This is a genomic window from Microcystis protocystis FBCC-A270 (assembly GCF_050500235.1).
In the GTDB taxonomy this organism is placed as follows: Bacteria; Cyanobacteriota; Cyanobacteriia; order Cyanobacteriales; family Microcystaceae; genus Microcystis; species Microcystis ichthyoblabe_A.
This window is the reverse complement of sequence record NZ_CP191407.1, coordinates 608184-634525: the sequence shown is the minus strand read 5'-3', so window position 1 is coordinate 634525 and position 26342 is coordinate 608184. Positions and strand designations below refer to the sequence as shown.

Here is a 26342-nt window from a genome sequence, read left to right as displayed (position 1 = left end):
TTTAGTTTTGTTTTTCGACTTGATTAAATTCCAATTCGACCGGGGTATCCCGACCAAAAATGGAGAGCAGGGCCTTGAGTTTGCCGCGCTCGGGACTAACTTCGATCACTTCCCCTTCAAAGTCCTTAAATGGACCGGATAGAACCAAGATTTGATCGCCAACTTCCATATTGATTTTGACGACGGGTTCTTGAATCTGAGCTTGTTTGAAGATGCGATCAACTTCTGACATACTCAAGGGTAGCGGGGTGACGTGACCGCGGCCGCGTCCGTAGTGGCGTTTTTGTTCGGCCCCGACAAAGTTGATCACGTGGGGGGTGTTTTTGACCACCTGCCAAGCGTCATCATCCATGATCATTCTGATCAGGACATAACCGGGGAAGACTTTTTCCTCACCGTGTTGCCGTGAACCATCCTTGCGGACTTTGACGGTGGCCGCTTGGGGAATCTGAACTTGCAGAATGCGATCGGCCACATCGAGGGTGTGGATGCGCTGTTCCAAATTAGCTTTGACCCGTTTCTCACAACCGGAAGCCACCTGCACGGCATACCAACGGGGTTTTTTCGGTAGGCCGCTAAGATTGAGTTCTTCGGGAAACTGCTCTTCTTCTAGATTCATGGGAACACCTTCCCCGCACCCCAGGCAAAGAATTTATCGATTAGATAGATGAGAGTGGCTACTAAAGTCACCATTAACATCACCGCCGCCGATTCGCTCAAAAGTTGCTGACGGGAAGGCCAGACGACTTTGGCGAGTTCTTCTTTGGTTTCATTGACGAATTCCTTGACCTGAAAGGAGCTTCCCTCTTTCTTGTCGCTCGCGTCTTTTTCTAGGGTTTCTTTTTTGGCCACGATCGCTACTCCTTAAAATGATACTCAAGCTATCCTTAACTTATCATTTTCACCGGACAACCCACACTAACCCCCAGACATTTAGATTATGTCCTTTGCAATTATCGGCTTGGTGATTACCAAACGCGCCCTGGAGGACTTGAACCCCCGACATCAGGTTTTGGAGACCTGCGTTCTACCAACTGAACTAAGAGCGCCCATTCGCTAAACTATTGGGCTTTTTTAAGGCCTTTATTTATTATAGCGTAGTTGTTGGCGATTAAGCAACTTTCTTGGTTAGGCTGTCGCCGGAAATTTTTTAGAGGGGGCGATCGAAACGTTCTTGGACCCTGGTGGCTTTGCCAACCCGATCGCGCAGGTAGTAGAGTTTCGCCCGGCGTACTTTACCACGACGGATGATCTTTATATTGGCAACCCGGGGCGAATGGAGCAGGAAAACTCTTTCTACTCCCACACCCTGGAAGACTTTGCGTACTGTAATCGTTTCGTTGATACCGCCATGGCGTTTGGCGATGACAATACCCTCGTAGGGCTGAATCCGCTCTTTATCTCCTTCAACGATTCGCACCCCTACCCGGATCGTGTCACCGACATGGATAATGGGCAGATCGCTCTTGAGATACTCGGCTTCGATTGATTTGATAATCTCTTCCGTTTTCATCGGCTTTCGTAAAACTGACAATTTACTATCATACCATATTTTTTTAAGTACAGCCTTTCTCGTCTAAATGAAATATGATCTAAACGGGATTAGGGACTTGCGCTTTGATAATGTATCTTTTGGGCGAACGCAGTTCGCCCCTACATTGTGGACAAAATCCGTTACTGTAGAAGTGCCAGGAACCTGCGCCCTCCGATCGCTCAAGTGTGCTGATCACCCTAAGTAGGGGGAAGTCCTTCGAGAGTCCCCGCAGCTAAGGGACTTACGCTTTGATAATATGCTATCTGGCTGGTCTGATTCTTCTACAGAGCGATTTTCTGGCTGGGATATTATTCCCAAGCAAGTCCCCCACGTCCAGCTTATAGTAGTAGCCAACAACCCCGACGAGCAAGCCATTTGCGCCCAATACCTGCGCCATAATCGCGTCAGATACTTTGCTTTGATCTAAGATTGAGTCAGCAATATCTAATTTGGAGTCTCAGGCAATGGAACCGATTTCTCTAATTCTCGCTGCGTTGGCTGCTGGTGCGGCGGCTGCTGCTAAGGATACGGCAGGAACAGCGGTTAAGGATGCTTATGAGGGTTTAAAAGCGTTGATTAAGAAGAAATTTGCAGAAAAAGGGAAAACAGATGATAGTGATATCGTCGATAAACATGAGAAAAAACCAGATTCAGAGGGGGTAAAAACACTGCTCAAAGAAGAGTTACTTGAAGCAAAAATTGATAGAGATGCAGAGGTTATTAAGACAGCAGAAGCATTACTCAAGCAATTAAAACCTGAAGAATTTGCCGCAGGTAAGTATAATATTAATGTTGGTGATGATATTAAAGGAATGGTGGGAGATGGTACTTTTAAGGGAATTGCAGGAGATATTAGTGGTGGAAATATTAGTCAGAACATTAATTAGTTGAGGATTATTTAGGAGGGAAATTTATGTCAATTACTGTTGAGGTAGAACTTAAAGATTTTCTAATTCAAATCAATCAAAAGTTAGATAATCTTCAAAAAGATGTTACTGATATTAAGATTGAACTTAGTGAAGTTAAAGGTGAAATTAAGCGTCTGGAGGAAAAAATCGATGGTGTCGAGAAGCGTCTGGAGGAAAAAATTGATGGTGTCGAGAAGCGTCTGGAGGAAAAAATCGATGGTGTCGAGAAGCGTCTAGAGGGAAAAATTGATGGTATTGAGAAGCGTCTAGAGGGAAAAAATGATGGCGTGGAAAAGCGCTTAGAGAATCAAGAGTTTGTCAGTCGAGGGATTTTAGTTGCTTTAATTGTAACGATTTTAGGCGGTTTGGCTAAATTGTTTGGTTTAGTAGGAAGTCCTTAAAGAGTGCTAATTCTAAAACTGCAATTTAAAGTTAACTTGAAAAGAATAATTTTGGGGTAGCAAAAATGACTGATAAAAGTTATTATTTAGAAATAGGGGGTGATGTTAAAGGTCTTATTGGTGATGGTGAATTTAAGGGAATTGCAGGTGATATTAGTGGTGGTGTAATCAATCAATATATTATCACCCAAAAGTCAGGAGTTGAGATTCAGTCTCAACCTTTAATTACGGGTTCACCTTATTTGGGTTTAAGGAAGTTTGAGGTAGATGATAAGGATAGGTTTTTTGGGCGAGATAATTGGATTATTGAGTTAACCGATTATTTAAAGCAAAAGAATGTTTTATTGCTTTTAGGTGCGTCGGGAAGTGGTAAATCTTCTCTCGTGCAAGCGGGTTTAATTCCTAAGTTAAAGGATAATTTTGGCGCAAATAAATTGGTTAATTTAACTTTTGTTCCTGATGTTAATCCCTTTGAGTCTTTTTATGGTTGTCTTTTGGCAAATAGATATAAACAATCCCAAGCGAAATTAGCACAAGCTGTTAAGGAAGAGACTTTAATTAAGGTGGTTGAAGGATTAAAAAATAATTCTGATTTATGGTTTATTTTTATTGATCAATTTGAGGAATTATTTACTCGTACACCGAAGACGGAAAGAGATATTTTTATTAAAAGTTTGATTAAATTAATTGAAAATAATGATAGTTTAGTTAAAATTGTGATGACGATGAGGGCGGATTTTTTAGATAAATTAAGTCCTTATCCCAGTTTAGGAAAAATCCATGATCAGTATAGCAAGATGTTAACGGATATGGATGAAAGTGAGTTAAGATTAGCTATTGCTGAACCGGCGGCGAGAAATGGTGTAATTTTTGAAAAGGGATTAATTAATCAAATTATTGCGGATTTTTATGAACAGGCCGGCTCTTTACCTCTGTTACAATATACGTTAGATTTATTGTGGGAAAAAGATCATATTCAAGAGCGGATTTTAAATATTAAGATTTATCAAGAGATTGGTGGGGTAACGGGTGCGCTAGAAAAACAAGCGGATAAAATTTATGGTCAATTTAATGAGGTGCAAAGGAAAGCAGCAGAGGAAATTTTTCTAGAGTTAATTAGTTTAGAAGGGGAAAAAGCGGTTAGCAGAAGGGCGGATAAATCGAGTTTTGAACAGGAGGAAATGCAAAGAGAGGTTCTCTATCAATTAATAGATAATCGTCTTTTGGTGAGTAAGGGAGAAGACGGGAAAGCAACGGTTGAGGTGGCACATGAGGCGTTATTACGTTCTTGGCAAGTGTTACAGAATTTAATTCGAGAAAAAGAGGAGATAATTGTTCTCAGAAGTCGTTTATATGCTGATGCTAAACAGTGGGATGATTTACAGAAGCAAGATGCAGTAAAAGCGAGTAGTGAGCTTTGGGGAGGTTCTAAACTGAAAAGGATTGTCAATCTTATCAAAGAAAAATCACTTTCTAATTTAGATGATGTAGCCGTAAAATTTATTAAAGCTAGTTATCACTATCAAAAGCAACGAGAAAAAATCGAAGCAGAAAGAAAACGGCGCGAAGTTGATACAGAACTTAGTTTAGCAAATTCTCTCAGTGGTTATTCTTTGCATCTCTTTAATGAAGAGGGAAAAGAATTAGATGCTATTGTTGAAGCGATTAAGGCAGGAAAAATTTTGCAGAAACACAACGCAAGCAACACGAAGGTAATTGATGCTTTGCAGAAGATTATGAATGAAGGAAGGGAATATAATCGCTTAGTAGGGCATAATGGCAGTGTCTATAGCGTTAATTTTAGTCCCGACGGCAAGACTTTGGTGAGCGGTAGTGATGACAACACTATCAAACTCTGGAATGTAGAAACAGGCCAAGAAATCCGCACCCTCAAGGGGCATGATAACTGGGTCACAAGCGTTAATTTTAGCCCCGACGGCAAGACATTGGTGAGCGGTAGTGATAACAAGACTATCAAACTCTGGAATGGGTCAACAGGCCAAGAAATCCGCACCCTTAAGGGGCATGATGACAACGTCAATAGCGTTAATTTTAGTCCCGACGGCAAGACATTGGTGAGCGGTAGTGCTGACAACACCATCAAACTCTGGAATGTAGAAACAGGCAAAGAAATCCGCACCCTTAAGGGGCATGATGACAACGTCAATAGCGTTAATTTTAGTCCCGACGGCAAGACATTGGTGAGCGGTAGTGCTGACAACACCATCAAACTCTGGAATGTAGAAACAGGCAAAGAAATCCGCACCCTCAAGGGGCATGATAGCGCTGTCTATAGCGTTGATTTTAGTCCCGACGGCAAGACTTTGGTGAGCGGTAGTGAGGACAACACTATCAAACTCTGGAATGTAGAAACAGGCCAAGAAATCCGCACCCTCAAGGGGCATGATAACTGGGTCACAAGCGTTAATTTTAGCCCCGACGGCAAGACATTGGTGAGCGGTAGTGCTGACAACACCATCAAACTCTGGAATGTAGAAACAGGCAAAGAAATCCGCACCCTTAAGGGGCATGATGACAACGTCAATAGCGTTAATTTTAGTCCCGACGGCAAGACATTGGTGAGCGGTAGTGCTGACAACACCATCAAACTCTGGAATGTAGAAACAGGCAAAGAAATCCGCACCCTCAAGGGGCATGATAGCGCTGTCTATAGCGTTGATTTTAGTCCCGACGGCAAGACTTTGGTGAGCGGTAGTGAGGACAACACTATCAAACTCTGGAATGTAGAAACAGGCCAAGAAATCCGCACCCTCAAGGGGCATGATGATCTTGTCACAAGCGTTAATTTTAGTCCCGACGGCAAGACTTTGGTGAGCGGTAGTTGGGACAAGACTATCAAACTCTGGAATGTAGAAATAGTCCAAACCCTCAAGGGGCATGATGACCTTGTCAATAGCGTTGAGTTTAGTCGCAACGGCAAGACTTTGGTGAGCGGTAGTGATGACGGGACTATCAAGCTCTGGGATGTAAAAACAGGCGAAGAAATCCGCACCCTCAAGGGGCATGATTACCCTGTCAGAAGCGTTAATTTTAGTCCCGACGGCAATACTTTGGTGAGCGGTAGTGATGACAAAACTATCATACTCTGGGATGTAAAAACAGGCAAAAAAATCCACACCCTCAAGGGGCATGGTGGCCTTGTCAGAAGCGTTAATTTTAGTCGCGACGGCAAGACTTTGGTGAGCGGTAGTTGGGACGGGACTATCAAACTCTGGAATGTAGAGACAGGCGAAGAAATCCCCACCCTCAAGCGGCATGATGACCGTGTCAGAAGCGTTAATTTTAGTCCCGACGGCAATACTTTGGTGAGCGGTAGTAATGACAAAACTATCAAACTCTGGGATGTAAAAACAGGCAAAGAAATCCCCACCTTCCATGGCTTCCAGGGGCATAAAGACCGTGTCAGAAGCGTTAATTTTAGTCCCGACGGCGAGACTTTGGTGAGCGGTAGTTATGACAAAACTATCAAACTCTGGGATGTAAAAACAGGCAAAGAAATCCACACCTTCGAGGGGCATGATGGCCCTGTCAGAAGCGTTAATTTTAGTCCTAACGGCAAGACTTTGGTGAGCGGTAGTGATGACAAAACTATCAAACTCTGGAATGTAGAAAAACGCCAAGAAATCCGTACCCTCCATGGGCATGATAGCCGTGTCAGAAGCGTTAATTTTAGTCCCAACGGCAAGACTTTGGTGAGCGGTAGTTGGGACAACACTATCAAACTCTGGAAGGTAGAAACAGACTCGAATTTATTGAATTTAGATGCTTTAATGGGGCGTAGTTGCGATTGGGTGCGGGTTTATTTGCACAATCCTAATTCTGGTGTCAGGGAGGAAGATAGGCATTTGTGTGATGGGATTGGGGGTAAATAGTCAGTATCAGGATTTTGAGGATTAGAGGATTTTCAGGATGCTCAATCTTAAAAGATTGTCAGGAGTTTCCAAGTAAATAATCCAGTTAATCCTAAAATCCCGTTAATCTTGGTTTAGACTTCTTTGTGAGGATACAGAAGGATTATAGGGCGATGCAGAAGAGTTGTAGGACAATACAGAAAGATTGTAGGACAATGCAGGACTTAAACGCTTTAATGGGGCGTAGTTGCGATTGGGTGCGGGTTTATTTGCACAATCCTAATTCTGGTGTCAGGGAGGAGGATAGGGGTTTGTGTGATGGGATTGGGGGTAAATCGTCAGTATCAGGATTTTGAGGATTAGAGGATTTTCAGGATGCTCAATCTTAAAAGATTGTCAGGAGTTTCCAAGTAAATAATCCAGTTAATCCTAAAATCCCGTTAATCTTGGTTTAGACTTCTTTGTGAGGATACAGAAGGATTATAGGGCGATGCAGAAGAGTTGTAGGACAATACAGAAAGATTGTAGGACAATGCAGGACTTAAACGCTTTAATGGGGCGTAGTTGCGATTGGGTGCGGGTTTATTTGCACAATCCTAATTCTGGCGTTAAGGAGGAGGATAGGCATTTGTGTGATGGGATTGGTGAGGAGAAGTGATAATATAGTTACATATTATGGAGATTTAGAGAAGAAAATGATCTTACTCAATTATTGTGAAAAAGCTTTACAAAAAGCACAATACAAAAGGCTAAATGACGGTACTTGGTTTGCTGAAATAGAAGGCTTTCAAGGTGTTTGGGGAAATGGATTGACCGTTGAAGAATGCCGTCAAGACTTACTAGAAGTTCTAGAAGAATGGATCATTTTAAAATTACAAGATGGCGACCCTTTACCTATCATAGATGGATTAGAAATTAAAGTTACAACAGTTGCAGAAGTTTAGTTATGCCATCAGCAATTTCTCGCAGAAAATTAATCAGAAAATTGAAAGCTTTAGGTTACACAGGACCTTTTTCTGGTAGTAAACATCAATTTATGAAAAAGGGTCAACATAAAATTCGCATCCCTAACCCTCATGGAAATCAAGAAATCTCTAAAGATTTAGTTAAGGAAATTCTCAAACAAGCGGGTATTAGTGATGAAGAATGGGACAACAGTTAAACAGTATTGGTTATATATTTAGGATTTGATCTTTATGATTCTTTTCATATCGCTTGCGCTGAATATGCTAGAATAGACGTATTGTTAACCACCGATGACAGATTACTGAGAAAAGCCATAAAATACAGTAAATTATTGCAAGTAATAAAGCGAGAAAGTATGAGCAACCCTTCTCGCTTTATTATAACTAAACCAACGCCTCCACAGCTTGCGGAACTACTGCCGTCTCAGTTGTGGGATTTTCCCCTAGGTAAATTCCCAAAGAACGGGCTGTTTTCACAATAAAACCCTCAGGATCCACGGGATAGGCACAGCGATGCTCTTGATGACATTGTTTGATAATTTTGATCACTGGTTTCAGGGGCAAACTACGCACTTGTCCCCCGCGCCAAATCACCACGCGATCGAGTTTTCCCTGTTCTATTAATTCTACGGCCTTAATGCCGAAAGCCGTGGCTAACAGTCGATCCATGGCCAAAGGAGGACGACTTCTTTGCAGGTGTCCCAAAGACATGGCCCGCACATCCATGGAATTGAGATAACAGAAGACGGGATCGGTAACGCACAAAGAGCGAGTTTTGTCAAATATTAATTTTTCTAAATAATCGGCAATATACTTCTCTTTTTGGTTATCTTCGTTTTTAACACCCTCAGAAATCACAATGAGAGCGAATTTACGACCTTGAGCGCGTAATTCTGCCAAATGATGACAACAACCGTCGATAATTGCGGGAGTGAGAGCAGGGGTTAATTCGGGAATAAAAATCGCATCGGCCCCCCCGGCAATTCCGGCATGAAGGGCTAGATGACCGGCATCTCTACCCATCACCTGCACAATCATCACCCTTTCGTGACTAGCGGCGGTAAAGGTGAGATCATACAAAGCTTGAGTGACGATATCCACGGCAGTGGTAAAACCGACTGCCCATTCCGTATAGGGAACGTCATTATCGATGGTTTTGGGAACCGCGATAATATTCCAGTTGCCTTTCTGGGCGAGATCGTAGATGATATCGATGCTCCCATCGCCCCCAACGACGATCAGGGCATCTAATCCCAGCATTTCGTATCCTTGCAGGATTTTCGTGGCAATTTCTGGGTTTTCGGGATGTCCTTTGCTCAAAGAACCCAAAACACTACCACTAAGAAACTGCAAAACGTCTAATCCTTTCAAGACCCCGGGTAGGTTATAGCCATGCTGAGTCAGGATCAAATCTTGGGGGTGATATTTTCCCTCGGCAATCTGCATAAAACCGTCGGTCCCGTAGGGAATGCCGTACACATCCCAACCCTTGAGTTTTGATGATTTCACCACGGCACGAATTACCGCGTTTAACCCCGGGCAATCGCCACCACTGGTAAGAATACCGATTTTTTTCTTTTGATTCTCGTTCATAGTTATATCCTCCTGGATTTTTTTGTCAGTTATCAGTTATCAGTGATCAGATGTAAGTTTTCAGTTTTCAGTTAAGTAGCTGGTTATAATTAAATTAAAAATCGATTTTAGGTTCGATCCCCCCTGCCCCCCTTGATAAGGGGGGTGCCGATCCCCCCTGCCCCCCTTGATAAGGGGGGTGTCGATCCCCCCTGCCCCCCTTGATAAGGGGGGTGCCGATCCCCCCTGCCCCCCTTGATAAGGGGGGTGCCGATCCCCCCTGCCCCCCTTGATAAGGGGGGTGCCGATAGGCGGGGGGATCCCCCTTGATAAGGGGGGTGCCGATCCCCCCTGCCCCCCTTGATAAGGGGGGTGTCTGATAATTTTTAACGCCTACCTACTTAAGTTTTCAGTTCACTGATTACTGATTACTGATTACTGATTACTGTTTACTGATCACTGAAAAAAGCTTCCCACTTTTATTTACTGGTGGTTTGAAAACGTTTCCAAACAGGTTCGTAACTTTGCAGGGCTTTCATATACTGTACCCGTTCAAAAGCAGTCGGATCTGGGCAATTCATTTGACTCATACTGCCAATTAACTGCTCGATCGATTCGTACTCATTTTCTTCCAACCAATGCAATAAACCCTGTTCGATCTTGGTAATTTCCTCCAAACCGTGGCGTAATAAAACACTAACTAACATGGTCGCTTTTGCCCCTACCATCATCATTTTGATCACGTCGATGGCGTTATGAATACCACTGGTAGCGGCAAAATCCGTCGCTACACGACCGTAAAGCATGGCAATCCAGCGCAGGGGTAAACGCATTGCTTGGGGATTACTGAGGATAATATTAGGGTGAACATCCAAGGTGTCTAAGTCGATATCCGGCTGATAGAAACGGTTAAATAATACCAACCCATCGGCCCCTGCTTCCGCTAATTGTTTAGCCATATTGGCCGTATTGCTAAAGTAGGGACTTAACTTCATCGAGACGGGAATTGATACCTCCGATTTGACAATTTTGAGGATATCAACATAGTTTTGTTCGACGTGATTTCCGGTTAATTCTAGGTCGTTGGGAACATAATAAACATTCAACTCCAAAGCATCAGCGCCCGCTTGTTGAATTTGAATGGCATACTCCAACCATCCCCCAGAGGTCTCACCGTTGAGACTGGCAATAATGGGAATATCGACCATTTCTTTGGCTTTGCGAATATGGTTGAGATATTCGTCGGAACCAACGTGAAAAACCTCCGGTTCGGGAAAATAAGTCAAAGCTTCCGCAAAACTCTCGGCTCCGTGGGTAAAATGATGGTGTAGAGCCAGTCTTTCCTGTTTAATCTGCTCCTCGAAAAAGGAGTGTAAAACCACGGCAGCGGCTCCGAAGTCTTCCATTCTCTTGATATTGTCGATATCCTCGCTCAAGGGTGCGGCCGCACCGATGACTAGCGGCGATCGCAATTGTAAACCCATGTAAGTAGTGTGTAGATTCATAACTATTCGTTGCTCCCTGTACCTTTTGCTGCTAAATACTGATACATTTGCCAGCGCGTATCCACATCTGCTTGTGCTTCTTTGAGCAGACGTTTAGCTTCCTCCGGCTTACTGGTGGCCAACATCTTAAAGCGATTCTCCGAGTAGAGAGTTTGCGCTACGGTAAGTTTAGGCGCACGGCTGTCCAATTGCAGGGGATTTTTGCCTTCTTTAGCTAAATCGGGATGATAACGGTACATTAACCAGCGACCGCTTTCCACCACTTCTTTTTGATGGTTCATGGCGGTGGTCATGTTGATCCCGTGAGCAATACAGTGAGAATAGGCGATAATTAACGACGGCCCGTTATAAGCTTCCGCTTCTAGGAAAGCTTTGATAGTTTGCTCGTTTTTTGCCCCCATAGCCACGCTGGCCACATAGACGTTACCGTAGGTCATGGCCATTAAACCGAGGTCTTTTTTCGGGCTGGGTTTGCCACCAGAAGCAAATTTAGCTACGGCAGCGCGAGGAGTAGCTTTCGAGGCCTGGCCGCCCGTATTCGAGTAAACTTCCGTATCCATGACCAAAATATTGACATTGCGACCACTGGCTAAAACGTGATCTAAGCCACCATAACCGATGTCGTAGGCCCAACCGTCACCCCCGACAATCCAGACGCTTTTCTTGACCAGATAATCGGCCACGGATAACAACATTTTCACCTGCGTGGTCGGGGTTAATTCCCCTAAACGGGATTTTAGGGCCTCTACCCGATGCCGTTGTTCGTAAATTTCCGCTTCATCGACTTGGTGACAATTGAGAATATCTGCCGCTAGACTTTCTCCGATTTCACTAGCAAGGGTTGCTAACAGTTCGGCGGCAAATTCTGCCTGTTTATCGATGGAAACTCGGAATCCTAAGCCAAATTCGGCATTATCTTCAAAGAGAGAATTCGACCAGGCCGGCCCGCGACCTTCGGCGTTAACTGCCCAGGGTGTTGTCGGTAAATTACCTCCGTAGATAGATGAACAACCGGTGGCATTAGCTACTATCATGCGATCGCCAAATAGCTGACTGACTAATTTAACGTAGGGAGTCTCACCACAACCGGCACAAGCGCCGGAAAACTCAAAGAGAGGTTCCTGCATTTGCTGATGGTTAATTTTATTGAGATTTAGGCTTAATCGGTCTGGATTAGGCAAATTAAGGAAGAAATCCCAGTTAACTCGTTCCTGTTCCCGCAGGGGCAATTGGGGAGCCATATTAATCGCTCTTAGACGTGGTTGCGATTTGTTTTTAGCGGGGCAAACATCAACACAGAGACCGCAACCGGTACAATCTTCGGCGGCCACTTGGATGGTGAATTTTAGCCCTTTCCAGTCGTGATCCTTGGCATTCGCGACTTTAAAGGTTTCCGGGGCCGTGGCTAATTCGGCCTCATCATAGACTTTCGAGCGAATAACGGCGTGGGGACAAACAAGAACGCATTTACCGCACTGAACACAGACATCCGCATCCCAAACGGGGATTTCTTGGGCAATATTGCGTTTTTCCCATTGGCTAGTGGCGGTGGGGTAAGTACCATCGTTGGGAAGGGAGCTAACGGGCAATTCATCCCCGTGACGGGCGATAATTTTGCCGAGGACTTCTCGGACGAAAGTGGGTGCGTTGTCGGGAATCGGTGGTCTTAATTCAAAAGCTTCAGGGGTGACAGTGGCGGGAATTGAGACTTGATAGAGGTGTTCTAGGGCAGAATCCACAGCTTTGATGTTCATCTGCACGATTTCTTCGCCTTTCTTGCCGTAGGTCTTGCGGATGGCTTTTTTGATTTGTGCGATCGCGTCTTCCCGCGACAAAACCCCCGCTAGGGCAAAGAAACACACCTGCATCACGGTATTAATCCGACTGCCCATCCCCGCTTCTTTGGCTACTTGAGTGGCATTAATCGTATAAACTTGCAGATTTTTATCGATGATAGTTTGCTGGAGATGGCGGGGTAAGTGACTAAACACCTCCTCCGGTGGATAGGGACTATTGAGGAGAAAAATTGAGTTCGATTTAGCGGTTTCTAGCAGATCAAATTGTTCGACAAATTCCCACTGATGACAGGCGATAAAGTTAGCATCGGTGATTAAATAGGTAGAGCGAATCGGATGGGGGCCAAAGCGTAGGTGAGAAACGGTGACAGACCCAGATTTTTTGGAATCATAGACGAAATAACCCTGGGCATAATTATCAGTATCTTCACCGATAATTTTAATTGAATTTTTGTTAGCTCCCACCGTACCATCGGAACCTAAACCGTAGAAAACCGCCCGCACTACTTCGTCCGGTTCGGTGGAAAAACTGCGGTCATATTCCAGACTGGAAAAGGTAAGATCGTCAACGATACCAATAGTGAAGTGATTTTTCGGTTTGTCGAGACTTAAGTTATCAAATATGCCAGCAATCATGGCTGGAGTAAATTCTTTGGAAGATAAACCGTAGCGTCCTCCCACAATTTTCGGCAGCTTGCCTTCGTAGTTTTCCATAAAGGCATTTACCACGTCTAAATATAGCGGATCGCCCCCGGCACCGGGTTCTTTACAGCGATCTAAAACGGCTATTTTTTTCACTGTGGTGGGCAAAGCTGCCAGTAATTTGTCGGCGGCAAAGGGACGATAGAGACGAACTTTTAAAACCCCAACTTTAGCCCCATTTTGATTGAGATAATCCACGGTTTCATGGACGGTTTCCCCTCCCGATCCCATTAACATAATCACTCTTTCGGCATCGGGCGCACCGTGGTATTCATAGAGATGGTATTGCCGTCCTGTTAATTGGGCAAAACGATCCATAATTTTTTGAGTGATATCGGGACAAGCATGATAGAAAGGATTGACGCTTTCCCTTGCCTGGAAATAAACATCGGGATTTTGTGCCGTGCCTCGTAACACTGGTCGATCGGGAGTTAAAGCTCTTTGACGATGGGCAATAATTAGGTCTTCATCTATCAGTTCTTTGAGAATTTCATCGCTAATTAATTCGACTTTTTGCACCTCATGACTGGTACGAAAACCATCAAAAAAGTGCAGAAAAGGAAGCCGCGTTTCTAGGGTGGTAGCTGTGGCAATAGCCGCCAGATCTTGAGCTTCTTGAACGGAATTAGCCGCTAACATAGCCCAACCCGTACTTCTGGCAGACATAACATCACTATGATCCCCAAAAATTGACAACCCTTGGGCTGCTAAAGCACGGGCTGCCACATGGACTACTGAAGAGGTTAATTCCCCCGCAATTTTGTAGAAGTTGGGGAGCATTAATAATAATCCCTGGGAGGAAGTGAAAGTGGTAGTTAAAGAGCCTGTTTGTAGCGCTCCGTGCAGGGTTCCCGCTGCCCCACCTTCGCTCTGCATTTCGATTACGGAAGGAATGGTTCCCCAGAGATTAGCTCTCCGTTCGGCTGCCCAACTATCGGACCATTCACCCATAGGCGAGGAGGGAGTGATAGGATAAATAGCGATTACTTCACTGAGACGATAGGCAACGCGTGCAACAGCTTCGTTACCATCTATGGTTGCATAGGTTTTTGTGGTCATGTGTTCCCCTTAGTTTTTACGATATTTGTCGGGATTTTAAGTTTTTTTACGGCTCAATTTCGCACTAAATATCCTCTCGTTTCCCTGACAACCGAAGGATTTTCTTGAGCGTCGCTTCTGACTCCCTATCTACTATTGGACGCTTACGGCAGACAGGCTTAAGTAGAGCAATTTTTCTGTCTCCACCTCGATCATTATCCAGATTCTGGGCTTTCTAGCAATTCGTTATTTTTTCTTAATACGCTGCTGAGTTTGCCAGCAACCGACCCTGGGGTTAATTAATATTCAGAATTGAGATAAAAATTAATGATACTTTTAAAAAAAAAGTGCTAGGTCAGAAGATAAGCTGTTGACTATCTAAATTACTCGTTAAGACTGTCTATGAACAGGGAGAAGGAATTATGAATTATGAAGTGGGGAGAAGGGAGACTTTTTAGTTATCAGTGAACAGTAATCAGTAATCAGTGAACCGATACGGCCTTTCTCGTAAATGTGAAGTACAGATTAACCCTTGCTAATCAAGTATGGTAGCCGCAAGAACGAACCTCATCTATCTGAGAAACGCTGTAACTCGCATCTGATAACTGATAAGGGACTTGCGCTTTGATAATGTACCTTTTGGGCGAACGCAGTTCGCCCCTACATTGTGGACAAAATCCGTTACTGTAGGGGCGCAAAGCTTGCGCCCTCCGATCGATTGGGATATTATTCCCACGCAAGTCCCTAACTGATAACTGATTCAAGGCTGTCTCGGAGTCTCCTAACCAAGCACGACAATTTTTGATTTTTGCAAGAGATCTAATAACCAGTTGATTTAGTCAGCCGATGAAGTTAAGATGTACTAGGTTAAACACAAATGAACTAAAGTACAAATTATCTTAACCCAAGGATAGGAAAATAGATCATGACTAACCTCGAATCCCTTACTCAAGCGCAACAGGAGTTGTACGACTGGCTAATTGAGTACATTCGCACTACTCAGCACGCCCCTTCCATCCGGCAAATGATGCGAGCGATGAATTTACGCTCTCCCGCACCGATTCAAAGCCGTTTAGAACGTTTACGCGCCAAAGGCTATATTGATTGGACAGAAGGAAAAGCACGCACCCTGCGGATTCTTAAACAACCAGTGCAAGGTTTACCGGTTCTGGGTGCGATCGCTGCTGGTGGTTTAGTGGAACCCTTCACCGATGTGGAAGAAAAACTCGATCTTTCTAACCTGTTGCAACGCAGTCAAGACTGTTATGCTCTGCGCGTTTCTGGAGACAGTATGATCGAGGATCATATTGCCGATGGGGATCTGGTGATTATGCGTTCTCTCACAGGCAATGAAGGGGTGTCCAATGGGGAAATCGTCGCCGCTAGAGTCGAAGGCCACGGTACTACTTTAAAACGTTTCTACCAAGAAGGCGAAATCATCACTCTCCAACCCTCCAATCAAAAATATCAACCAATTACAGCCAATACTGAACAAGTACAGGTGCAAGGGGTTTTGGTTGGTGTTTGGCGCGGTTATTAGCCAAAACTGGGGCGCACTTAAGCGCCCCGATCATTTTTCCTCTCCTTGGCTTCTGGAAAAGAATCGGGTTGGCAAACTAGGATAATATAAGGGTTTTAGCCTATCCCGCACTCAGGTGTTTTAACTTTTATGCCCAAAAAACAGAAGTATCCCCATCTCTTGGGGTCAAAATGGACGGCAAAACAAAAAACATGGGGCTGGCGACATTTTCAAGTGGTCAATCGTCAAAATCGCGGTCAATGGGTTTTTGCTGAATTAGTCGCTTCCTGCGATCCGACTGTCCGCTTCTGGATTAATGCTAAACAGTTGCAAGACTCGAATCTCTGGCAATCCGGTTGGCAAACTCTAACGGAAATGAACCAACCCGACAGCACCGACGAGATTATTTGTTAATTAAATGCAGTACAGCCTAGGGACTTGCGCTTTGATAATGTACCTTTTGGGCGAACGCAGTTCGCCCCTACATTGTGGACAAAATCCGTTACTGTGGGGGCGCAAAGCTTGCGCCCTCCGATCGATTGGGATATTATTCCCACGCAAGTCCCCTATTGCTGTTCCATAAAAGTCCGCACCGTACCATCAGAACCAAGAACTAGACGCAATTGGGGATTACCAGAGATATCGAGGGGAGACACGAAAGGTTGATTAAGCAGGGGCATATTAGTGCGATCGAGATAGATTTTCGCCGCCTGTCCCAGGGGAATAATCTGTTTTAGGGAACCATCCTGATTTAAGACCAAACGGTACTCTAGAGTATGCTTGAGACTTTCCGGGGGTTGCCAACGGGACTGAAAATATTCTCTGGTTTCTGCCACTTGGGGAATTGTATCTAGTAAGTTCGTCTCTGGGGCTTTAGCGGTACTTGTGGACGGTTTGGGGTCTAAATTGACATTTTCGGGGTTAACAGGGCTTAGAGGCGGTAAATTGGGCAATTTTGGCGGTGCTGGACTCGGATTCATCGTGGTGGGGGGGACATCTGCTAGTGCATTTGTACCCTGAGCGCCAGTGACGGGGGGGGCAGTAATCGGGATGTTCTGATTATTCGGTTCAATTATGATCGCCGTGCCGCCGGGAAGCGAACCTGTGACTGGTGGCGGCGGTAAAGTGGACGGCGGAATCACCAGGGGGACGCTAGAGGGACGAACTGGGGCTGGAACGGTTCCCACGGGGGGCGGTGGCGGTAAAGGGGTTTTATTGCCCAAATTTGCCGGTAACTGCGGGTTTGGGGCGGCTGTTCCCGTGGGGGGTAAAGGCAGCGTTGGCAAGGGTTGGGGAATCTTGGCACTATTGGGATCGATGGTTAAATCATTGTTGGCCACTTGTTGCTGTTGATAAAATGCGATCGCTATTCCCCCGATAGTTATTAGGGCTGAGGCGATTAATCCCGTCCAGATCAGGGCATTTTTTCGGGTTTTCTGGCGAATTAAAGGGGGTATTAGGGGGCTTTCATGGTTATACTCCCCTAAAGCATTGGCTAGATCGAATAATTGCGATGTGGTTAATTCGATCTCCTGTTTATCCTGATCGGTTAGCAGGGAACCTAAAAATAATTGATGCTGCAGAAGTCCCTGACAACGGAGAGAGGGTAAGGAGGGGAGATGGCTTTCGGGGGAACCACTAGCCACGAAAGAGAGGGTAGAAACGGGACTAGAGAGTAAATTCTGCACATAATTAGCGACAATTTCCCCTAGGAGTTGTAATTGTGTGCGATCGCCTTTGATCGTCACCTGTTTTTCCTCACTCAATCTAGGATCATCAAAGCGCAATTGAAAGTGGGCATCCTTTAAGACATTTTTACCCAGCCAAACCGCTAGAGGCGAACTATTTCCCCAAATTTCTAGGGTACAGGTGGGGGGTGTATATTTGCGAATTAGATTACTCATTTTTAGTTATCGGTGGGAATTATGAATTATGAATTATGAATTATGAACTGGGAAGCTTTTTTTCAGTGTTGCCAAAGGCACGGCGTAGCCGTCCAGTAAACAGTAAACAGTAATCGGTGAACTGAAAACTTACATCTGATAACTGAGAACTGATAACTGATAGGCTTTTTACTTTTTACTTGCTAAAAGGGTGTGCCAGAGAAGGAGATGACTGCGGGGGCTGCTGTAGAACAATAAATCGATTAATAATTTCCAGGCTAGGGAAGCAAGGCTAGAATCGCTGAGATTATTTTCCGATATTTCTGGGTATTTTAAGCGAAAATTATCAATATAATTGCCCAAAAGTGTGGTTTTAACTGGTTCTTGTCCTTGAGTTCCCACTTGTTCCAAGAGAATTACAGCGCGACGGATTAACTCTTGCTTTTTTTGGGCCAAATGACAGAGGAGGAGAACTAGAGAACGGATGTCCGCGAGGGAAAGTTTTGACTGGGGTTGCCAGTGGTGGGCAACTAGGCGATCGCTTGTATCTGCATCTAAGGCTAATTCTTGGGCTGCTTGGGTGATAGACTCGGAGTCTAAATTAGCTAGAGAGACTAAAGCCGCCAAAATCAGGTTTAAATAGCTATTAATACTCTCTAACTGCTCGTTACTGGGTGAGATAGCTAGGGGTAAATCCTCACCCGTGGAGGACTCGGCAGACTGAGGCATAGTCAAGGACATAGATAAAAGGAATTGCCAGCAGAAAAACTTGGGTTTAGGAGAAAAAATCACTGGTTCTAAAGTGTAATAATAATTTAGATTGTTCTTTTCTTGCACGTCCGCTCACCGATTGCCTCCCACCCAATGAGTTTAGAATCCGCTACTGATGAAGTCATTAAGCAAAATTTGGAACAATTTCTAATTGTTTTGTCCGTTTCCCTGAGTGTGGCCACGGTTTCGAGGATTTTTAGCTGGTTTCGCCAAATTCCTTACACCCTATTGTTAGTGATAGTCGGTTTAGGTTTAGCTTTTATCGATATCCGTCTGGTGAACCTATCCCCCGAACTGATTCTAGAAATTTTTCTGCCCCCTTTGCTATTTGAAGCCGCTTGGAATACGCGCTGGCGAGATCTGAAGGATAATTGGATTCCCGTCAGTCTTTTCGCTATTGTCGGCGTAATTATCTCGATTTTCGGGGTTGGTTTTACCCTAGATGAATTGACTAATTTACCCCTATTTACGGCATTATTAGTGGGTGCAAGCCTTTCTTCTACGGATCCCGTCGCTGTTGTCGCTCTTTTTCGCGAATTAGGGGCCAGTAAAAAACTCACCGTGCTTTTGGAAGGGGAAAGCTTATTTAATGATGGGGTCGCTGTGGTCGCTTTCGCTCTTTTGGTGGAAATTCCCCTCGGTGCTAGTGGTCTATCCTTAGAGACAACCATTAGCCGGATTGCCGCTTTTATCGGTATCGGGGTGGCAGTGGGTTGTTTAGTGGGTTTTGGTATTTCCTATCTGACTCAACGTCTCGATTTACCCCTAGTGGAACAGTCTTTAACTCTTGTGTCCGCCTACGGTGCTTATTTATTAACCGAGGAGTTCGGGGGTTCGGGGGTAATCGGAGTGGTGACTACGGGGATTATTTTGGGTAATTTTGGCTCTAGAATCAGCATGAGTCCCCGTACGAGGCTATTAGTCACGGAATTCTGGGAGTTTCTCGCTTTTTTTGTCAATTCGATCGTTTTTCTCCTCATCGGCGATCAGATTCGTCTCTCCAGTTTAGCCGATAATCTCAATTTAATTTTTATCACGATCGCCGCCGTGGTAGCGGCCCGTTTTCTGGCTACCTTTGCTTTAGCAACTGTTAGTAATGCCTTGATGGAAACTAAAATTAATTGGCGAGAAAAAACGGTTTTATGGTGGGGAGGTTTGCGCGGTTCCGTTTCTATTGCCCTAGCTTTAAGTGTGCCGGTTATTTTTCCCAATCGTCAGGATATCATCGATATCGTCTTCGGAGTTGTTCTCTTTACCCTTTTGGTTCAGGGATTAACTATTCAAACTTTCCTATCGAGATTAGACCTGATCGGTGATCAACCAATTCGAGAAAACTATGCGGAACTTTTAGCCCGACGGGTAGCTTTAAAAAGGGTTTTAGACTATCTTTCTAAGTTAGATAAATCTCCCGATGTTGCCCCCGAATTTTTTAGTTATGAGCAGCATCTCGTCAAAGAAAAGTTAAAGACCGTAGAAGCGGAAATTCAATCTCTCAACGATAGTTATCCCCAATTACAGCTATTAACAATGGAACAACTTCGGGAAACCCTCCTAGATATCGAAGCTGATACCTACGCTGAATTTATTCGAGCCGGCCGTTTAACTAGCAATTTATCCCCCGTCCTCCAAGAAATTCTCGCTGAAAGTAAAATTACTGATCAGTAGGACTACTTTGGGGTATATACAATCAATCTCAATTCTCCTAACGATCAACGACTGGGTTTTATGACAAAAACCCCTCCAATTAATGAAGGGGTTTTTGTGGGGTTTTATGGGGGATTTTAGGAGACTTTTGTAGTTTCTTTTTCAGTGGATTGGGAGGGTTTTAGTTTGCGCTTGAGGGTGGAAGCTGCGCCGAGTGTGCCGAGGGTGAGGAGGCCGAGGATGGTAGAGGGTTCGGGAACGGTTGGAACGGTAGTCGTCTGTATATTCCACGTAAAAATCCCGTCCATAAATGCCTTCCTAGTTAAATTACCACCGAAGAAGATATTGGCTTGATTTTTGATATTAACAGTGAAAGTGTCTCCCGCTGTAATTGTTCGTGTCAACGTGCCAGATGAATTTAAATTTAAAAATTCACCACCTTCAAAGCCAGACCAAATAAAGTTAAAGCCATTCAAGCCAAAACTACTTGTTGTGTCAGTAGAAACAGGAATATTATAGTCAAGAGTAAAAATACCATCTGTATCGGAAGAAAAGGTATAAGTCCAGTCTGTACCACCGAAAAGTGTAGCCTGTCCATTAGAGTTAAATGTTTCCCAGCCCACGTCAGAGAAAACTACCTGACCTTGAGAGGTATTGAGCCATGAAGCAGTTGCTGTTGCCTTAGATAAAACCGAAGCTGTACCAGAAGTTGCGAGGGCACTGACTGATGCACTTAAAGGATTTATTGTATTTCCCTGACTGTAGGAGTCAGTATCGGTCACTAATCCACCTCCAGCGTCGGCTGTAGCTTGTAAATCTAATGACGAATTCAGTGCTAAAACAGCCGCATTTACTGATTGTAAGCCAATCGTTTCTAAAGTTATAAATACTGTTCCAGCAGCAACTGGCACTTTGACGGCGAGTCCAGTCATCAGGAAAAAAATTCGGTTTTTCATGTTTAAAATTGTCTTTTTGCTAATTACATTCGACGAGGAACAACTTTGACGGTACACACTCCCCCCCCCACAACTGTATCAAAAACTACAATTTAATAAATCTTTATATTCTTCTCCCTAGCTTAGGGATTCATAGGGGAAAGAGTTTCAGGTATTTTCCCCTGTTTTACTGCTTCTCAGGCGACCGATCGCCTTCCGTGAGGGATTGTGGCGCGGTGTGTCAGATTCGGTAATAGGGTTCAAAATTTCGCTAACACGGTTTGGTAAATTGACTCTAGCAACCAGAGATGATCGATGATCGCCAGATTGGCAAGGGCGGAGGTATCGCTGACCACGATCATAGCCAGCCTCGATCGCGCAGATGTTGAACATCCTGCTCAAAGTCTTCTACATCGTAGTGAACACAAATATCGCGATCTGCCAGCAGTTTTTGAAAGTCCATGACTTCCATCCCGGCAATTTTACTGGCGCGACTGAGGGAAATCCGCTCTTGCTGAAACAGCGCAATGGCAATCTCCCGGAGCCAGTCGCCTTGGTTAAAGGTTTCGGCTTGGCTGAGGTTATCCGGTAGGTTCAGGGTAATTTGCATTAAGACATCCTCACGCGCTAATACTTATTATTTTCTCTAGCCTGCCATATCTCAGTTAAAGCTTTGGCTCTTCTGGTTTCTGTGTGAAAACGAGGTCTATACTGATAGTTTCTTCCTCGGCTCGAATGAGCATCGCCGAACGTCAAAATAGTGCTGAAAGTCTTGCCCGATCAGCATTTCACGATTCCATAAGCAAAAATTATCAGACAAAATCGAGAAGAGCCATTAATTCTGTTGGGGTACTTAGAAAGGAATATCGTCTAAATTTTCCTCCACCGATGTGTCGCTAGGTTGCCAAGCGGAAGGATTAGAAAGTTCATAGGATGCGTCGTATTCAAAGTCCCCGGGGGAGACAGGTGCGACGGGTTTTTCCACCGGGGTTTTATTCGATTTGTGGGTATTGATTGGCACGACTTTTTCCGGAGTCGGGGCCGTCATTTCACCGCTACTCACGCTGCCGTCAAGATGATAGAGATGACTAATGACTAATTCGGCCCGTTTTTCCTTAAAACCTTCGGGACGATCGATCGTCTGCATCGAGAGACGACCTTCTAAAATTACCCGATCGCCTTCATTATAGTTCTGAGCGACTTCTGAGGCTAAATTTCCCCAAGCTACGGCCCTTAAATTAGCTGGGGTTGCCTCGGCACGATTGGGGGAAAACTCGACTAACATTTGAGCGTAGGGAGTTTGATTATCTTGGGTATAACGTAATTCGGGACGACGGACAATTTTAGCCATTAAAATGCAACTGTTCATGGTCGAAAATCAGTCTGAATTTTTCTAATAGCACCATTGTACTGAAAAAGTACAATGATCACCACTGGGGAGGTTGGGGAATTTTATGGGACTCTGGTTAAGAAAAAATCTCTTTAACACTTGGTACAACGTCATCTTAACCCTTGCGGGTCTATTTCTCAGCCTCTGGGGGGGCTTAAGTTTTCTCGATTGGGCGATAAATCGGGCAAAATGGGCTGTAGTGACGGAAAATCTCGGTTTATTTGTGGTCGGTCGTTATCCAGAACAGTCAATATGGCGAATTTGGCTGATTTTAACGATAATTGCGGCTTTATCGCTGTTTTCTTGGCAATTAAACCGGGGTCGCTTCCCCAATTGCCCCGCTTTTCTCCAACGCTGGTGGGGATTGCTCTGGTTATTGACTTTACCTTTAATTGCTTGGTTACTATTGGGGGGATTATTTTTAACGACAATTCCCCTCGATGATCTCAGTGGTTTAATCTTAACTTTATTAGTAGCGATCGCCAGTATGATTTTATCTTTCCCCTTGGGGGTATTATTAGCCCTGGGGAGACAGAGTGAATTACCGGCAATTCGTTGGCTATCTATTGGCTATATCGAATTATTGCGCGGTTTACCTTTGTTGGGAATTTTATTCATGGCCCAGGTGATGTTACCTTTAATTTTACCCGCCGGGACGAGACCGGAACGGGTGATCAGAGCGATCGCCGGATTCACCCTTTTTGCAGCAGCCTATCTGGCCGAAAATGTCCGCGGTGGTTTACAAGCGATTCCCAAAGGTCAAATTGAAGCGGCCAAAGCCTTGGGGTTAAAACCGATTTTCGTTTTATTATTGATCGTTCTACCCCAAGCTTTAAAAGCGGTCATTCCTGCTATTGTTGGTCAATTTATCAGTTTATTTAAGGATACTTCTCTACTGGCGATCGTGGGACTGGTGGACCTCTTGGGTATGGCAGGCTCGGTTTTAGCTAATCCGAAATTTATCGGCGATTATCCAGAGGTTTATCTATTTTTGGCGTTTATTTACTGGATTTTCTGTTATTCTATGTCCCTAGCCAGTCGTAGGTTAGAACAGCGTTGATTGGGGTGATGGGGTGTGGGAAGCTTTTCAGTGTTGCCAAAGGCACGGCGTAGCCGTCCAGTAAACAGTAAACAGTAAACAGTAATCAGTGAACTGAAAACTCACATCTGATAACTGATAACTGATAACTGATAACTGATAGATGGCTACCTGGCTTTTTGTCATAAATATTGATATGATTTAACAATCAGCAGCAATTTATGGTAAATATATTTATTTAGGAGAGCGAGAAAATGGCTGGATTCTTTGGCCTGTTTGGCAATAAGACGAAATACGTCGATGAACCGATGGATATGAGCGCACCGGAACCGAAAGAGGCTTTTTACTTGGAACCCGATGACGCTAAAACTCTCGGTGATATCGACTTTATGCGGACACCGATCACGATCCGACGTACTTTCCCGAAAACTGCCTCGAATAAAAAGGGTGGCGAATCGATTAAACAGATTTCTTCTATGGAAGTCAGCAAAGTCACCGATAACGGTATTGTGGCAAAATCGGCTACTTCCGAGGCTAATAGTAAGGCTAACGCTGCTAATGATAACGTTCGTCGCGCTAACGATGACAATATCAATCCTTTCCTGAAAATGGCCCGCGAAATCAAGAAATAGTATAGGGTTTGCTGAATAAATCTAAAAACCTTGTTGGGTAAAACTTTTAGACCTTTTGGCCATCAAAAAGTAATGGATCTGGGAGTGATCGGGGGAAAAATTCCTGGACTTTTTCCCTGAAAATTAGGTAATTGACCCCCTCAAAATCGGTAAAACCCTACACCCCACACCCCACACCCTACACCCTGCCCCCAGGAAAAACTTTTTCAGCAAACCCTACTATAGTAAGGTGAGCATTGGCTACCCTTGAGATTAAACTTTGGTGGGGAAAGCCCACCTTTTTTATGACCATTATTAACGGAAAAACCAAGTTATTAGGCGTAATCGGCGATCCCATCGGCCATACTCTTTCTCCCCCCATGCACAATGCCGCTATCGATGCCTTGGGGCTAAATTATGTCTATCTTCCCCTACCGATCGCCCCGGAAAATTTAGCAACTGCGATCGCTGGTTTGTCCGCCATCGATCTAGAGGGTTTTAGCGTCACAATTCCCCATAAATTAGCAATTATTCCCTTATTATCGCAAATTACCGAGAAAGCAAGGCTAGTAGGCGCAGTTAATACCGTCTGGCGCACGAAAACTGGCTGGCAGGGAACGAATACCGATGTGGATGGCTTTCTCGCACCCTTGAAATCCCTTGACAAAGATTGGAGTCGGGTGAATCCAGTTATTTTAGGTAATGGCGGCGCTGCCCGGGCGGTAGTGGTGGCTTGCGCCCAGTTGGGCTGTGGCAAAATTCATGTGGTAGGACGCAATCAAAAGAAATTAGATCCTTTTAAAGAAAGTTGGGCGAATACAAGCCTCTATGACCTCCTAGAAGTGCATGGCTGGGACGAATTAGAGGGGCTGCTACCCACCACAGAACTTCTGATTAATTCTACCCCCATCGGAATGTCCCCCCAGGGCGAACAATCCCCTGTTGAGTTAGAATTATTAGACCTTTTGCCCTCATCGGCGATCGCCTACGATCTAATTTATAATCCCCGGCCGACCAAATTTCTCCGGTTGGCCCGGACTAGAGGGATAAGAATTATTGATGGGTTAGAAATGTTAGTTAATCAGGGAGCGATCGCACTAGAAATCTGGTTAGGTCAACCCGTCCCCGTCTCGGTCATGCGGGAAGCTTTGTTAAAACAATTCTAAATGCTAAAATCCTATTTCTGGCTTGATTTATGACCCCTTCTAGCTCCTTTTGGAAAACTCTGAATAACTCGATTCTAGTGCGCTATCTATTATTATTTGGTTGTGGCTGGAGTCTGATTATCTTAATTAACTATTTCTACGGGACAATCGCTATTTTTACTGGTTCGGCAGTCCTGGCCGCTCTATTAAATTATCCCGTGGTTTGGTTATCTCGTTATCTACCGAGAGGACTAGCCATTGCTATTACCACCCTAGTAGCTTTTATCCTCCTATTTAGATTAGTCACAGGCATAGGATTAGAAGCAGTTAGTCAGGGGAAAGGACTAATATTCAATCTTACCGATGCCCTGGGTCAACAAGATTTTTTACCCTTTCAAGACTTTCTCGATCGATTAGATTGGAATAAAATGGTGGGAACCCTACAAACTGGTTTAGCCACAGGTTTATCGGTCGTACAAGGAGTTTTTTCCAGTGTCTTTACCGGCGTTTTCGGGGCGGTGATCAGTGTTTATATGCTCATCGACGGTGATAAACTCTGGCGAAGTTTTTTGCAACTTCTCCCCCCAGCATACCGGGAGCGTTTTGCCAAGTCTTTTCGACAAAGTTTTCTGGGATTTATTCGCGGGCAACTGTTATTAATGCTCTTTTTATCGGTGACGAGTTTCTTAAGTTTTTCCCTATTGGGAATTCAATATGGGCTAATTTTAGCGGGTATTCTTGGTGTTATCGATGCTATCCCGGGTATCGGGGCAACCCTGGGCATTTTGTTGGTAACTATCTTGACTTTTACCTCCCAAGGACTAACAATTGCCGTTAAAGCTTTTATTGTCTGTGTTGTCTTGGTACAAATTCAAGATAATATTATTCGCCCTAAAGTTATGGGCAATGCCCTAGAATTAAACCCGGTAATTTTATTTTTATCCCTCTTTATCGGCGAAAGAATTGCGGGATTATTAGGTATTTTTCTCTCCATTCCTATTGCCGGAATGATTGCGATCTGGATCAGTTACGGGGAAGAAAAACCAATAACAGATTTAGAGGAAAATCAGTTAAAAGAAAGTCAGGAGAATTAAGAGCCGATCCCCAGTTTC

24 protein-coding genes and 1 tRNA gene are annotated in these 26342 nt (G+C 44.4%); 13 read left to right on the top strand and 12 right to left on the bottom strand.

Annotated elements, in window-relative coordinates:
• Nucleotide 1 precedes the first annotated feature (1 nt).
• The 4 genes from nusG to rplS all read right to left on the bottom strand — a co-directional run bounded on the left by nusG (nt 2) and on the right by rplS (nt 1513).
• Nucleotides 2-619 (bottom strand): transcription termination/antitermination protein NusG, encoded by a 618-nt coding sequence (gene nusG / locus ACQY1X_RS02950; RefSeq protein WP_002735925.1) that lies wholly within the window; start codon nt 617-619, stop codon nt 2-4.
• Nucleotides 616-852 carry a preprotein translocase subunit SecE gene (gene secE / locus ACQY1X_RS02945; protein WP_002737505.1) on the bottom strand — a complete coding sequence of 79 codons (237 nt, stop codon included), beginning with the start codon at nt 850-852 and terminating at the stop codon, nt 616-618. The genes nusG and secE overlap by 4 nt, the downstream gene beginning before the upstream one ends.
• 124 nt (nt 853-976) lie before the next feature.
• Nucleotides 977-1049 (bottom strand) — tRNA-Trp (locus ACQY1X_RS02940).
• A 101-nt stretch (nt 1050-1150) separates the two neighbouring features.
• On the bottom strand, nt 1151-1513 hold the full coding sequence (gene rplS / locus ACQY1X_RS02935) for a 50S ribosomal protein L19 (protein WP_002754314.1): 363 nt from the start codon (nt 1511-1513) through the stop codon (nt 1151-1153).
• A gap of 485 nt (nt 1514-1998) precedes the next feature.
• On the opposite strand from rplS, the gene ACQY1X_RS02930 reads away from it, so the two are divergent.
• The 6 genes from ACQY1X_RS02930 (at nt 1999) to ACQY1X_RS02905 (ending at nt 7877) form a co-directional block, all read left to right on the top strand.
• A complete protein-coding gene (locus tag ACQY1X_RS02930; RefSeq protein ID WP_430015376.1) occupies nt 1999-2421 on the top strand; it encodes a hypothetical protein in 423 nt (140 codons plus the stop codon).
• Between the two features lie 26 nt (nt 2422-2447).
• Nucleotides 2448-2843: a hypothetical protein gene (locus tag ACQY1X_RS02925; RefSeq protein ID WP_103111654.1), complete on the top strand. Its 396-nt coding sequence runs from the start codon at nt 2448-2450 to the stop codon at nt 2841-2843.
• A gap of 65 nt (nt 2844-2908) precedes the next feature.
• Nucleotides 2909-6736, top strand: coding sequence for an eIF2A-related protein (locus ACQY1X_RS02920; protein ID WP_430015375.1), 3828 nt, complete (start codon nt 2909-2911; stop codon nt 6734-6736).
• A gap of 511 nt (nt 6737-7247) precedes the next feature.
• On the top strand, nt 7248-7373 hold the full coding sequence (locus ACQY1X_RS02915; protein WP_256378255.1) for a hypothetical protein: 126 nt from the start codon (nt 7248-7250) through the stop codon (nt 7371-7373).
• A 37-nt stretch (nt 7374-7410) separates the two neighbouring features.
• Complete coding sequence (locus tag ACQY1X_RS02910; protein WP_002736552.1) at nt 7411-7659, top strand: type II toxin-antitoxin system HicB family antitoxin; 249 nt, start codon at nt 7411-7413, stop codon at nt 7657-7659.
• 2 nt (nt 7660-7661) lie between these two features.
• Complete coding sequence (locus ACQY1X_RS02905) at nt 7662-7877, top strand: type II toxin-antitoxin system HicA family toxin (protein WP_002754319.1); 216 nt, start codon at nt 7662-7664, stop codon at nt 7875-7877.
• A gap of 187 nt (nt 7878-8064) precedes the next feature.
• Here ACQY1X_RS02905 and ACQY1X_RS02900 read toward each other — a convergent pair whose 3' ends face one another.
• From ACQY1X_RS02900 to nifJ, 3 genes are all read right to left on the bottom strand, one after another.
• Nucleotides 8065-9273 carry an ATP-dependent 6-phosphofructokinase gene (locus ACQY1X_RS02900; protein ID WP_430015374.1) on the bottom strand — a complete coding sequence of 403 codons (1209 nt, stop codon included), beginning with the start codon at nt 9271-9273 and terminating at the stop codon, nt 8065-8067.
• 458 nt (nt 9274-9731) lie between these two features.
• Entirely contained in the window at nt 9732-10757 is a 1026-nt protein-coding gene (locus tag ACQY1X_RS02895; RefSeq protein WP_430013940.1) for a dihydroorotate dehydrogenase-like protein, read from the bottom strand.
• A 2-nt stretch (nt 10758-10759) separates the two neighbouring features.
• Complete coding sequence (nifJ, locus tag ACQY1X_RS02890) at nt 10760-14314, bottom strand: pyruvate:ferredoxin (flavodoxin) oxidoreductase (protein ID WP_430015373.1); 3555 nt, start codon at nt 14312-14314, stop codon at nt 10760-10762.
• 904 nt (nt 14315-15218) lie between these two features.
• Between nifJ and lexA the strand changes: the two genes are divergently transcribed.
• Nucleotides 15219-15833 (top strand): transcriptional repressor LexA, encoded by a 615-nt coding sequence (gene lexA, locus ACQY1X_RS02885; RefSeq protein ID WP_002737392.1) that lies wholly within the window; start codon nt 15219-15221, stop codon nt 15831-15833.
• A gap of 129 nt (nt 15834-15962) precedes the next feature.
• Nucleotides 15963-16226, top strand: a complete 264-nt coding sequence (locus ACQY1X_RS02880; protein WP_430013938.1) for a TIGR02450 family Trp-rich protein — start codon at nt 15963-15965, stop codon at nt 16224-16226.
• 152 nt (nt 16227-16378) lie between these two features.
• Here the strand turns inward: ACQY1X_RS02880 and ACQY1X_RS02875 are convergent, their stop codons facing one another.
• Both ACQY1X_RS02875 and ACQY1X_RS02870 read right to left on the bottom strand, forming a co-directional pair.
• Nucleotides 16379-17716, bottom strand: a complete 1338-nt coding sequence (locus ACQY1X_RS02875) for a DUF4335 domain-containing protein (RefSeq protein ID WP_430015372.1) — start codon at nt 17714-17716, stop codon at nt 16379-16381.
• Nucleotides 17717-17884: 168 nt separating this feature from the next.
• Nucleotides 17885-18424, bottom strand: a complete 540-nt coding sequence (locus ACQY1X_RS02870; protein WP_194014799.1) for a DUF3038 domain-containing protein — start codon at nt 18422-18424, stop codon at nt 17885-17887.
• Between the two features lie 135 nt (nt 18425-18559).
• On the opposite strand from ACQY1X_RS02870, the gene ACQY1X_RS02865 reads away from it, so the two are divergent.
• Nucleotides 18560-20131: a Na+/H+ antiporter gene (locus tag ACQY1X_RS02865; protein WP_123230458.1), complete on the top strand. Its 1572-nt coding sequence runs from the start codon at nt 18560-18562 to the stop codon at nt 20129-20131.
• Between the two features lie 116 nt (nt 20132-20247).
• Here the strand turns inward: ACQY1X_RS02865 and ACQY1X_RS02860 are convergent, their stop codons facing one another.
• From ACQY1X_RS02860 to ACQY1X_RS02850, 3 genes are all read right to left on the bottom strand, one after another.
• Nucleotides 20248-21066, bottom strand: coding sequence for a PEP-CTERM sorting domain-containing protein (locus ACQY1X_RS02860; protein WP_430013935.1), 819 nt, complete (start codon nt 21064-21066; stop codon nt 20248-20250).
• Nucleotides 21067-21403: 337 nt separating this feature from the next.
• Complete coding sequence (locus tag ACQY1X_RS02855; RefSeq protein ID WP_002736449.1) at nt 21404-21655, bottom strand: UPF0175 family protein; 252 nt, start codon at nt 21653-21655, stop codon at nt 21404-21406.
• Between the two features lie 243 nt (nt 21656-21898).
• Nucleotides 21899-22414, bottom strand: a complete 516-nt coding sequence (locus ACQY1X_RS02850; RefSeq protein WP_024970685.1) for a single-stranded DNA-binding protein — start codon at nt 22412-22414, stop codon at nt 21899-21901.
• Between the two features lie 85 nt (nt 22415-22499).
• Here ACQY1X_RS02850 and ACQY1X_RS02845 point away from each other — a divergent pair, with 85 nt between their 5' ends.
• From ACQY1X_RS02845 to ACQY1X_RS02830, 4 genes are all read left to right on the top strand, one after another.
• Nucleotides 22500-23495: an amino acid ABC transporter permease gene (locus ACQY1X_RS02845; protein WP_430015371.1), complete on the top strand. Its 996-nt coding sequence runs from the start codon at nt 22500-22502 to the stop codon at nt 23493-23495.
• A gap of 233 nt (nt 23496-23728) precedes the next feature.
• Complete coding sequence (locus ACQY1X_RS02840; protein ID WP_002737069.1) at nt 23729-24106, top strand: hypothetical protein; 378 nt, start codon at nt 23729-23731, stop codon at nt 24104-24106.
• 284 nt (nt 24107-24390) lie between these two features.
• A complete protein-coding gene (locus tag ACQY1X_RS02835) occupies nt 24391-25251 on the top strand; it encodes a shikimate dehydrogenase (RefSeq protein WP_043997319.1) in 861 nt (286 codons plus the stop codon).
• A 29-nt stretch (nt 25252-25280) separates the two neighbouring features.
• Nucleotides 25281-26324, top strand: a complete 1044-nt coding sequence (locus ACQY1X_RS02830; protein WP_430013933.1) for an AI-2E family transporter — start codon at nt 25281-25283, stop codon at nt 26322-26324.
• The last annotated feature ends 18 nt before the right edge of the window (nt 26325-26342 follow it).